General features: G+C 68.1%; 10 protein-coding genes and 1 pseudogene. 5 read left to right on the top strand and 6 right to left on the bottom strand.

All coding sequences use genetic code 11. The features are described from left to right. The 3 genes from RH94_RS40635 to RH94_RS06165 form a co-directional block, all read right to left on the bottom strand. The coding region (locus tag RH94_RS40635; protein ID WP_158073026.1) for a hypothetical protein at positions 1–535 on the bottom strand (535 nt) is incomplete at its 3' end. A gap of 328 nt (positions 536–863) precedes the next feature. Beyond that, positions 864–1,463 carry a hypothetical protein gene (locus RH94_RS06160; protein WP_073946634.1) on the bottom strand — a complete coding sequence of 200 codons (600 nt, stop codon included), beginning with the start codon at positions 1,461–1,463 and terminating at the stop codon, positions 864–866. Positions 1,464–2,217: 754 nt separating this feature from the next. Continuing rightward, positions 2,218–2,685 (bottom strand): ATP-binding protein, encoded by a 468-nt coding sequence (locus RH94_RS06165; RefSeq protein ID WP_073946635.1) that lies wholly within the window; start codon positions 2,683–2,685, stop codon positions 2,218–2,220. A 197-nt stretch (positions 2,686–2,882) separates the two neighbouring features. Between RH94_RS06165 and RH94_RS06170 the strand changes: the two genes are divergently transcribed. The 4 genes from RH94_RS06170 to RH94_RS06185 all read left to right on the top strand — a co-directional run bounded on the left by RH94_RS06170 (position 2,883) and on the right by RH94_RS06185 (position 5,499). Further along, positions 2,883–3,770: a helix-turn-helix domain-containing protein gene (locus RH94_RS06170; protein ID WP_079188916.1), complete on the top strand. Its 888-nt coding sequence runs from the start codon at positions 2,883–2,885 to the stop codon at positions 3,768–3,770. Between the two features lie 3 nt (positions 3,771–3,773). Continuing rightward, positions 3,774–3,968, top strand: coding sequence for a DUF397 domain-containing protein (locus RH94_RS06175; RefSeq protein WP_073946637.1), 195 nt, complete (start codon positions 3,774–3,776; stop codon positions 3,966–3,968). Positions 3,969–4,219: 251 nt separating this feature from the next. Next, positions 4,220–4,765: a hypothetical protein gene (locus RH94_RS06180; protein ID WP_073946638.1), complete on the top strand. Its 546-nt coding sequence runs from the start codon at positions 4,220–4,222 to the stop codon at positions 4,763–4,765. A 113-nt stretch (positions 4,766–4,878) separates the two neighbouring features. Continuing rightward, positions 4,879–5,499 carry a class F sortase gene (locus RH94_RS06185; protein ID WP_073946639.1) on the top strand — a complete coding sequence of 207 codons (621 nt, stop codon included), beginning with the start codon at positions 4,879–4,881 and terminating at the stop codon, positions 5,497–5,499. A 20-nt stretch (positions 5,500–5,519) separates the two neighbouring features. On the opposite strand, the gene RH94_RS06190 is transcribed toward RH94_RS06185, so the two are convergent. The 3 genes from RH94_RS06190 to ppdK all read right to left on the bottom strand — a co-directional run bounded on the left by RH94_RS06190 (position 5,520) and on the right by ppdK (position 9,610). After that, positions 5,520–6,302, bottom strand: coding sequence for a sulfite exporter TauE/SafE family protein (locus tag RH94_RS06190; protein WP_073946640.1), 783 nt, complete (start codon positions 6,300–6,302; stop codon positions 5,520–5,522). A 120-nt stretch (positions 6,303–6,422) separates the two neighbouring features. Then, positions 6,423–6,596 (bottom strand): hypothetical protein, encoded by a 174-nt coding sequence (locus tag RH94_RS41185; protein WP_199880878.1) that lies wholly within the window; start codon positions 6,594–6,596, stop codon positions 6,423–6,425. Positions 6,597–6,862: 266 nt separating this feature from the next. Beyond that, entirely contained in the window at positions 6,863–9,610 is a 2,748-nt protein-coding gene (gene ppdK, locus RH94_RS06195; protein WP_073946641.1) for a pyruvate, phosphate dikinase, read from the bottom strand. Between the two features lie 543 nt (positions 9,611–10,153). Here ppdK and RH94_RS40640 point away from each other — a divergent pair. Further along, positions 10,154–10,487: pseudogene (locus RH94_RS40640) on the top strand (hypothetical protein); the annotation flags it as partial.

Consider the following 10,487-nt stretch of genomic DNA (forward strand, 5'->3'; position numbering starts at 1 on the left):
AGGCGGCCAGGATCGGTACGCGGTTCCGCACCAGTGTGGGTGAAACGGAGAGCCGCTTGGCCAGGTCCGGAAAGTTCAGAAATCCATTAGTGGCGATCGACTCAATCACGGCCAGACTAAGCCCTGGAGTTGCTCCCTGAGCACCAACCACCTGGACATCCTTCGCCGAGGCTCCACCCAGGAGAATTGAAATCAGAAGATCTCGGGTCAGGCGCTCCGTCAAGACTTGGGAGATAGTTTCCCTATCCTCGGGTTTGTCGGCGTCAAAATCCTGAGGAATCCAGATAGTTCGCAGTCGGACGAGGCGATCCCGCATGGGGGTCTTCTTGGTGTCAGCGATGATTTCATGCACTGCCCTGCGATTAGGAACTGTATCCCGAGCTACATAGATGGTGACCTTTGATTCCTCATCAGCGAGCAGGATTCGCAGATCCTTATCGATTCCCTCGGAATGTTTCCATAGCGTCTGACCACTGATCAGACGAGACCAGTCACGCACCAAATCGCAGGTGAAGTCAAATTTCTTCCTTATCAAGCGGGGAACAGCGGGGAACCACGGTGAGAGCAGCCCAGCCCTACGAGACCGCGATCCGGCCAATTGCCCAGGTCAGCGCCCGAACCGCCCCCAAATACCCGCAGCTTCCCAAGCTGAGAGCGCGAGGCGAAAAGTTAGCCCGCCCCCAGTCTTCCCAAGCCTCTTCGCCACCGGGTCCCACAGTGATGGCGCTGACGCCAGTGTCGATCAGGTGCCATGACTCAATCCTTGCACGGAATCGATCCTCTACCCGACCCAGGGCGGTTCAAAGAGCCCGTCAGCAAGCTGACGGGCTCCCGTGAAAGACCGAGGCTAACCTGCCATCAGGTCAGATCGTCGGCGTCTCGTCGACGATCTCTTTGTGCGGTTCGACAATGAACCTCCAGCCATCGCTGGGCTCCATGAATCGCACTCGGGTCGGGTAGATGTCCAAGGCGCGGCGGTCGCGGATCTGGTTGCTCGTGTTCTTCCGCCCCCGGGTCGGCTCCTCGAACAAGTCGACCTTGACATCCGGCACCGTGACGACTTCCTCGCTCCAGCGCTGAACAATCCCCGCGCCGAAGGCGTCCCGGGCAGCGGAGTAGAGCGACTCCAGAGATTCCTTGTTCCCGTTGGGCACGAAGAGGGCGAGATTCAGGAGGACGCCGGCATTCTGAAGAACCTCGATTTCTTCCCCTGCCTCGTCGGCAACCCAGATCCCGGGCTCTTCGGCATTGTCCGGGAGAACGCGAACTTCCTGACCGAATATCGTCCTCGCAGTGAAGGACCCTCCCTCAAAATTCTTACCCGGCTTCGTGAGGGAAGCCGGGGCATAGCAGTCGAGAGGAAGGCCGTCCATCTCTGCCGAGACGAAGATTCCGTCCTGGAGACCCAACTCCGAAACCTCTTCGGCCGTAAGACGTCGAGCCGTGATCTTCTCGGTGTTCACGCCATTCCCCTTTTTTCGCGGCGTCCTGCGAATTCATTGAAACTCTACCACGAAAACGATCACTCAACTCCCGCTCAACTCCCCCTGGGAGAACAGCAGAAGCATCCTCCCACGTCACCGGCGAAACGTGGCAAGCGTAGAGAAATGAGGCGAGTTTCAAGAGGTTACCCACCGCTCCAACGGCGCTTTCGGCAACCAAGTCAGCCGTCAAATGAAATGACGAGCAAACCTGGCCGAACGGAAAAAGGCAGGCAGAGGGCGCCTTGCTGCTCAGCATTGCGCTGTGCTTGCGCTCCCATCGCGATGGGCCAGATCCCAGTGACCCGACCGAGCGAACCGCGGCGGCCCCCTCTCCGGTCGGGCGCTTCGCGCCCTGTCCCGACAGTCGCCTGCCGCGGCGCCGCCATCCGGCGGGACTTTCATTCCTGAGCGCCTGTCGCTCGTTCTCCGATGGGCCCTCACCCGGATGGACCGCCCGGCGCGTGCTTCGCAGTTCGCACGGAAGCGAGCCGCGTGGACACGGCCGGGGAACAGTCTGCTGATCATCACGGCGGTGCTCGGCACGGCATGGGGAGCGGTGGACGACCTGATCTCGAACGCGGAGTACCACGTGCTGCGCCCTGCGGGGCCGGGGGGCTGCACGGCCGTGGTGCGGGAGACGTCCTTTCTCGTGATCGGCAATGGCGAGGCGTACGCGGTGGGGCGCACCGGCCTGGCCCTGGGCGAGTCGGGATCCTGGACGGCCGCCCCCGTTTCACGGCCGGCGCGGCAGTCGTACGTCGGAGGTGGCAGTCGGCCGTACGTCAGCTTCTTCGACGGCCGCGACGTCCAGCTCGCACCACACCGACTTTCCGACGGTGAGCCGCTCCACACCCCACCGGTCGGCGACCTCCCGGACGATGAGCAACCCGCGTCCGAACATGTCGTCCGGCGAAGCGTTACGCGGGGTCGGGAGCACCTCGCCCTTCGGGTCGGAGACGGAGATGCGTACGACCCGTTCGGTGAGGGTCAGTTCGACACGGAAGAGCCTGTCCCGCAGGCATCCGTGCAGTACGGCGTTGCCGCCGAGTTCGGAGACCAACAATGCTGCGCCAGAGGCGAGTTCGGGGTGACCCCAGTGGGTGAGCAGACGGTGGGCCCGGCGCCGGGCGAGGGTGACGCTCTTCGGCAGCGGCGTGTAGTCGAGGCGGTCGTACTGGAGCGGGTTGCAGGGGGCGACCATGTCGCTCACCTCCGGGCAGGGGTGGGCAGCGCCAACGCCTGAACCGGCGGCGCTACGTGATCAGTTCGTCGCCGACCGTAGAGTTGGCGTGACTTTGTGCGCAAGTTCCTCTCAGAGGAATTCCTCCCAACGGGTTTGCGTGCCACTCACATATCGCGCCAGACTGACCGCGCACGGACACCATGAGGAGCGCCAACGTGACCGCGAGTCAGGCGATGCAGGGCAACAGCACGTCCACTGTTCTGGGGCGCCGACTGGGTGGGGAGCTCGTCAAGTTGCGCTCGGCTGCCGGCCTCACCCAGACCCACGCCGCCAAGGCGCTCACCGCCTCCACCACGAAAGTCGCGAAGATGGAGGGCGGCTGGGTGCCCATGCGCGACCCGGACATTCGCGCGCTGTGCGAGCTGTACGGCACCCGCGACCCCGGAATCGTCGGCTCGCTCCTGGAACTGGCACGGGTCGACCGGGAGCGACGCAAGGCCAAGGGCTGGTGGGACGACTACACGATCCACGGCGTCATGCAGGAGTACGTCGCGCTGGAGAACGCGGCAACGACCATCAAGACGTGGCAGCCGTCCTTCGTGCCCGGCCTGCTCCAAACCCCGCAATACGTCACGGACTTGAGGAGAGACATCAGCCCGGCAGCGATCAAGAGCCCGGCGTCCGACGAGGAGTTCGTCGCCGCGCGGCTCGCGCGCCAGCAACTGCTCTCCCAGGATCCGCCACTCACACTCCAGGCGGTGATCTATGAGGCCGTACTGCGGAACTTCCCCGGCGGGGCGGCGACAGCAGGCGGACAGCTCGACCACCTTCTGAAGACGGCCGGCCTCCAGAACGTCTCGTTGCGGATCTTCCCCTTCGGCGCAGGCACACATCCCGGTCTGAACGGCTCGTTCAACATCCTCTCGTTCGCCGAACCCGGTGCCATGGACGTCGTCTATGTGGAAGCCCCCTTCGCTCAACGCTGGGTGGAGGGCGGCGAGGGTGCCGCGGCTTACGATGAGCTGTTCGAGGTAATCACCGAACACTCTCTCGGCGAGGAGGAGTCGGCGTCGCTCCTCCGCAGGCTTCGAAGGGAACTGTGAGCCGTGCCCGACTTCCAGTACCGCAAGTCCAGCTACAGCGACCAGGTGGCCGAGTGCGTCGAAGTGGCCACCAACCTCCCCGCCACCGTCGCCATACGGGACTCCAAGCGCCCCACCGGCCCGTCCCTCCGCATCGCTCCCCCCGCGTGGAGGGCGTTTTGTGCCTTGCTCCTGAAGGGTGGTGCGCCGACCGCGTGATTCACCCCCGAGCCCCGCATCCTTCCGGGTGGTTCCGGCCTTTCGGAGGCACGGCGGCCTTGACCTGCTGAAACGGTCGTCGTAGGTCGCTCCGGGCCGGAGGTCGCAGCACCCGTTCATCCTATTTCTGACGTGTCTTCAGGGAGCGGGAGCGGTCGTGTGCCCTTTACCTCGGAAGGGCAGGGGCACGGCCGACGGTGGCACACGCGGGTGTCGCGGGCCGTGCCCTGCGCAGAGCCCGGAGGAGATCGATGCGACGTACCGCCGCCCGTCCGCCGGCAGGGGCCATGGCCGGGGCCGCGCTCGCCGTCGCCGCCGTCGCCGCCGTGGGTGTTCTGGCCGTGCCCGCCCACGGTGCGGAGGGCGGCAGCCTGGAGGTGTACCCGTACTCGGTCGAGCCGGGCGGTCGGGTCACGGTGAACACCAAGGGGTGCGGCGAGAAGGCGGCCGCGGCGGGCGACGCCAGCGCGGTCGGCGCGGGTCCCTTCACGTTGGCGCCCAGCGCGCGCAAGGGCGAGGCGGTCGGGCAGTTCCGGGTGCCGGAGAGCGCGCAGCCGGGGACGTACGAGATCGTCGCACAGTGCGCCGCGGGCGACCGGGAGGTCAAGGGCGACCTGGTGGTCACGCTGATGGCCGCGCAGGGGCAGGTGCAGCCCCGGGGAAGTGTGAAGACGGGGGTCGGCGGTGCGCTGGGCAACGACCCCGTGAGGACCGCGGCCGGTGTGACGGCTCTCGCCGTCGCCGCCGCGGGCGGTACCTGGCTCCTGCATCGCCGGGCGAGAGGCGACGGGATCTGACGGACGCCCTTCGCTGTCCGTCCGCCGGTACCGCACGTCCCCTCCCCCTCCGGGTGCGACGCCCCTCGCGGCCCGGAGGGGGATGCGGGGCACCGAGTCCGAGAGGGGTCCGCATGCCCAGGATCGGCAACACCGCCATAGCCACCGTCACCGTGGTCGCCTTCTGCTCCGGCGTGTGGCTCCTGTACGGCGGCGACGCGACGCACGTCCCGCCCCAGCCCGGCGCGGCCGAGGGCGTGCTCGACCCCGGCGGGGAAGGGCTCGCCGCCCCCGCGCTGCCGCCGTCCCCGCCCCTCCGCATACGCATACCCTCCATACGGGTGAACGCCCCCCTGATCGGCCTCGGCCTGACGGAGTCCGGCAACCTGAACGCCCCGCCCGCCGAGGACAAGAACCTGGCCGGCTGGTACGAGGCCGGCACCACCCCCGGCGAGAAGGGCACCGCGATCGTCGCCGGCCATGTCGACAACACCCGGGGCCCCGCCGTCTTCTACGACCTCGGCGCCCTGAAGAAGGGCAGCACCGTCGAGGTGGACCGCCGGGACGGCGGCGTCGCGGTGTTCACCGTGGACGCGGTCGAGGTCTACGAGGCGAAGGACTTCCCCGACGAGAAGGTCTACGGCGCCGCCGAGCGCCCCGAGCTACGGGTGATCACCTGCGGCGGCGGCTACTCCAGGTCCACCGGCTACCAGGGCAACGTGGTCGTCTTCGCGTACCTGACGGGCAGCCGCTGAACCGTCGCCCGCCACGCCCGCTACGCCACCCACTGCTGATAGGCCAGGTTCGCCACCAGCGCGAACACCACCGTCAGCAGCACGATGCGGACGAAGCCGCTGCCCTTCTTCAGCGCGGTGTGCGCGCCCAGGGCGCCGCCCGCCAGGTTGAACACGGCCATGACGGCAGCCAGTTGCCACAGGACCGCGCCCTGCCAGGCGAAGGTGGCCAGGGCGCCGGCGTTGGTGCAGCAGTTGATGATCTTGGCGTTGGCGGAGGCGGTCACCAGGTCCAGATGGAGGATGGCGGTGAGCGCCAGGACGAGGAACGTGCCGGTGCCGGGGCCGATGAGGCCGTCGTAGAAGCCGATGCCCAGGCCCGCGAGGCCGATCGCCGCGAGGATCCGGCGGCGGGTGGCCGGGCCGGGGGCCGGGGCGGTGCCGAAGGCCGGGCGCAGGATCACGAAGGCACCCACCCCGAGCAGCACCACCATGATCACCGGCTTGAGCACCTCGGTGCTCATCCCGGCCGCGAGGAAGGCCCCCGCGGAGGATCCGGCGAGCGCCGCCAGACCGATGCGTACGGCGGTACGGACGTCCACGGGCGCCCGGCGGACGTAGGTCACGGCCGCGCCGGTCGTGCCGACGATGGCGACCGCCTTGTTGGTGCCGAGCGCGGACGCGGCCGGGGTGCCGGCGGGCAGTCCGAGCAGCAGCGCCGGCAGCAGCAGGAGCCCGCCCCCGCCGACCACGGCGTCGATCCACCCGGCCGCGAAGGCGGCGAGGCACAGGAGGACGACCACGGTCAGCGATATGTCGGGCATGATCGCGACCCTAGGGACAGGGTGCGTGTGCGGTCCATGTATCTGAGGGACTTCTGAGGTACGACGGCCGGGGGCTCGTACGCCGCCGCGCACGAGCCCCCGTCGGGACCGGCCCCGCGGTCAGCCGTCGCCGCACTCCTCGGCGACGACCTGCTTCCGCAGCTCCACCAGCGCGCTCAGGGCCTGGCTGTACATGAGGACGCTCTTCTCGCTGTGCGTGTCGATGGCAGTCCTGACCTCCTTGAAGGTCTTGGCGATGACCTCGTCCAGGGCGTTCTTGTCGATGCCGTTCATGCTGTTCTTCCTTCCTGTGGCGATGCGCACCGAAGACCCTCTGCGCCCAGAGCAAGGCAATGAGAAAGCAAAGGGGAGTCAAAAGGAAGTCAAGCATCGATCACCGAAAGTCACGACACCGTTTTTCGTCAATGATCTCCGCGGTCCCGAAGCAGAACGAGGGGCGGCATCCCCGCACAGGATGCCGCCCCTGTTCTCCGTGAGCCGGAGTCCTCGTCGCAATCGGTCTTGAGGGTCGGGGACCACGACGAGGACTCCGGGTTCTTTCAGCGGTGGTCGCTGCCCTCCGCCTCGACCGCCGCGCGGCCGGCCTCCAGGCGGGCGACCGGGATGCGGAACGGGGAGCAGGAGACGTAGTCCAGACCGACCTCGTGGAAGAAGTGGACGGACTCGGGGTCGCCGCCGTGCTCGCCGCAGACGCCGAGCTTGAGGTCGGGGCGGGTGGCGCGGCCGGCCTGGGCGGCGGCCTTGACCAGGGAGCCGACGCCGTCCTTGTCGATCGTCTCGAACGGGCTGACGCCGAAGATGCCCCTCTCCAGGTACGCCGTGAAGAAGCTCGCCTCCACGTCGTCACGGCTGAAGCCCCAGACCGTCTGGGTCAGGTCGTTGGTGCCGAAGGAGAAGAACTCCGCCGCCTCGGCGATCTGGCCCGCGGTCAGCGCGGCGCGCGGCAGCTCGATCATCGTGCCGATCGCCAGCTTGAGGTGGGTGCCCGACGCGGCCTCGACCTCGGCGATGACCTGGTCGGCCTCCTCGCGGACGATCTCCAGCTCCTGGACGGTGCCCACGAGCGGGATCATGATCTCGGCGCGCGGGTCGCCCTTGGCGGCCTTGCGCTCGGCGGCCGCCTCGGCGATGGCGCGGACCTGCATGGTGAACAGGCCGGGGATGACCAGGCCCAGGCGTACGCCGCGCAGGCCGAGCATCGGGTTCTGCTCGTGCAGGCGGTGGACCGCCTGGAGCAGGCGCAGCTCGTTCTCGTGCGGTTCCTGGCGGGACTCGGCCAGGGCCACGCGGACGGACAGCTCGGTGATGTCGGGCAGGAACTCGTGCAGCGGCGGGTCCAGGAGGCGGATGGTGACGGGAAGGCCGTCCATCGCCTCGAAGAGCTCCACGAAGTCCTGCTTCTGCAGCGGCAGCAGCTGCTTGAGGGACTCCTCGCGCTCCGCCTGCGTGTCCGCCAGGATCAGGCGCTCGACCAGCTCGCGGCGGTCGCCGAGGAACATGTGCTCGGTGCGGCACAGGCCGATGCCCTGGGCGCCGAAACGGCGGGCGCGCAGCGCGTCCTCGGCGTTGTCGGCGTTGGCGCGCACCCGCAGGCGGCGCTTGCGGTCGGCGAAGGCCATCATCCGGTGGACCGCCTCGACCAGCTCGTCGGCGTCGTCGGCGCCCGGGTGCATCCGGCCCTCGAAGTACTCCACGACCGGGGACGGGACGACCGGGACCTCGCCCAGGTAGACCTTGCCGGTGGAGCCGTCGATGGAGAGGAGGTCGCCCTCCTCGACGACGTGCCCGCCCGGGACCGTCATCCGGCGGCGCTTGGTGTCGACCTCCAGGTCCTCCGCGCCGCACACGCAGGTCTTGCCCATGCCGCGGGCGACGACGGCCGCGTGGGAGGTCTTGCCGCCGCGGGAGGTCAGGATGCCCTCGGCCGCGATCATGCCGTCCAGGTCGTCGGGGTTGGTCTCCCGGCGGACCAGGATGACCTTCTCGCCCGAGCGGGACCACTTCACGGCGGTGTACGAGTCGAAGACCGCCTTGCCGACCGCCGCGCCCGGGGAGGCGGCGATGCCGCGGGCGACCTGCTCGACCTTCGCCTGCTCGTCGAAGCGGGGGAACATCAGCTGCGCCAGCTGGGCGCCGGTCACGCGCTGCAGGGCCTCGGCCTCGTCGATCAGGCCCTGGTCGACGAGCTGAGTGGCGATGCGGAAGGCGGCACCGGCGGTGCGCTTGCCGACGCGGGTCTGCAGCATCCACAGCCGGCCGCGCTCGATGGTGAACTCGATGTCGCAGAGATCCTTGTAGTGGTTCTCCAGGGTCTCCATGATCTGCATCAGCTGGTCGTACGACTTCTTGTCGATCCGCTCCAGCTCCGCCAGCGGCACGGTGTTGCGGATGCCCGCGACCACGTCCTCGCCCTGCGCGTTCTGCAGGTAGTCGCCGTAGACGCCCTGGTGGCCGGAGGCGGGGTCGCGGGTGAAGGCGACGCCGGTGCCGGAGTCGGGGCCGAGGTTGCCGAAGACCATCGAGCAGATGTTGACGGCGGTGCCGAGGTCGTGCGGGATGCGCTCCTGGCGGCGGTAGAGCTTGGCGCGCTCGCCGTTCCAGGAGTCGAAGACCGCCTTGATGGCGAGGTCCATCTGCTCGCGCGGGTCCTGCGGGAAGTCCCGGCCGGCCTCGGCCTTGACGATCTTCTTGAACCTGGTGACCAGCTTCTTCAGGTCGGCCGCGTCCAGCTCGGTGTCGACGGTGACCTTCTTGGCCTCCTTGGCCTTGTCGAGGGCGTCCTCGAAGAGGTCGCCGTCGACGCCGAGGACGGTCTTGCCGAACATCTGGATGAGCCGGCGGTAGGAGTCCCAGGCGAACCGGTCGTCGCCGGCCTGCTTGGCCAGGCCCTGCACGGACTTGTCGGACAGGCCGATGTTCAGGACGGTGTCCATCATGCCGGGCATGGAGAACTTGGCGCCGGAGCGGACGGAGACGAGCAGGGGGTTGTCGGGCTGGCCGAGCTTCTTGCCCATCTTCTGCTCGAGCGCGTCGAGGTACGCACTCACCTCGTCACGCAGTGCCGCCGGCTCCTCGCCGCTGTCGAGGTAGACCTTGCAGGCCTCGGTGGTGATCGTGAAGCCCGGGGGGACCGGAAGGCCCAGGTTGGTCATCTCGGCGAGGTTGGCGCCCTTGCCGCCGAGGAGGTCCTTGAGGTCCTTGTTGCCCTCGGTGAAGTCGTAGACGAACTTCACGGCCTCAACGCTGTTGCCGTCCTCGGCTACCTGGGGATCTTTGTTTTCCGACACGGGTCTCGACTCCTCGAGGACGCGGTGGCTGCCCTGACGGCGAGGAACATACCCAGATCAAAGGCCTGTGGGTACGTCCACTTGTGCGTCACGCGCTCGTAACCAGTCGTCCGCCAGCGGATCGAAAGTCAAGGCTTGGCAAGTCGTCAGGGCCGGATGTTTTCACTTCTTGAACGAGTCCACGCCCGTAGACCCGTCCATACGCTCACATGAGCGCCTCTCAGCGCGTTTGATTTCGATCGATGAACGATCATCTACTGGCACTGAGTGCCACACCTTGGAGAAGTGCAGCCGCTCAAGATCCGCTCATCTGAGCGCAGCCCTTATCAAGGGTGGCGAGAATCACGCTGCCACAGCCGGGGGGATTCCACCATGCGGACGTGCCGGCGACGCCCGGCGCGGGCCGGAGGACCGCGCGTTTGCCGGGTGTTTGCCCGGTGCCATGAACAGGGGCGCCGACCGGGCCGTACGGGAGTGCGGCGGGTCCTGTCTCCCCAGCGTGGCCCGCCTCCTCAGCGACGCCGCGTACGGAAGGACCTCCGGGTGCCTCAGCACACGAGTACACGCCAGTCATCGGGCACGACCGGGGCGAGCGAGCACGGCGTCCCGCCGTCACCGCCGGAGGCCGGACCGACGTCGCACGAGGACAAGCCCGAGCCCACCGCCCCCAAGGCCGACACGTCCGCCGCCGGGCCCACCAAGTCCGCCGAGCCCACCGAACCCGCCGAGCACCGGTCCCCCGAACCGGAGGCGAAGGCCGCGCCCAAGCCGAAGGCCGACGCGGCGCCCGAACCCGCCGAGCGCCGGTCCCCCGAACCGGAGGCGGACGCCGCGCCTGAGCCGAAGGCCGATGCCACACCCGAACCCGAACCCGGAC

It is taken from the genome of Streptomyces kebangsaanensis (assembly GCF_001906585.1).
Lineage (GTDB): Bacteria > Actinomycetota > Actinomycetes > Streptomycetales > Streptomycetaceae > Streptomyces > Streptomyces kebangsaanensis.

Bases quoted from the DNA above. Each gene is read 5' to 3' on its own strand.
- RH94_RS06165 (WP_073946635.1), bottom strand. From the start codon at position 2,685: ATGGTCGCCCCCTGCAACCCGCTCCAGTACGACCGCCTCGACTACACG.
- RH94_RS06180 (WP_073946638.1), top strand. From the start codon at position 4,220: ATGCGACGTACCGCCGCCCGTCCGCCGGCAGGGGCCATGGCCGGGGCC.
- RH94_RS06185 (WP_073946639.1), top strand. From the start codon at position 4,879: ATGCCCAGGATCGGCAACACCGCCATAGCCACCGTCACCGTGGTCGCC.
- RH94_RS06190 (WP_073946640.1), bottom strand. From the start codon at position 6,302: ATGCCCGACATATCGCTGACCGTGGTCGTCCTCCTGTGCCTCGCCGCC.
- RH94_RS41185 (WP_199880878.1), bottom strand. From the start codon at position 6,596: ATGAACGGCATCGACAAGAACGCCCTGGACGAGGTCATCGCCAAGACC.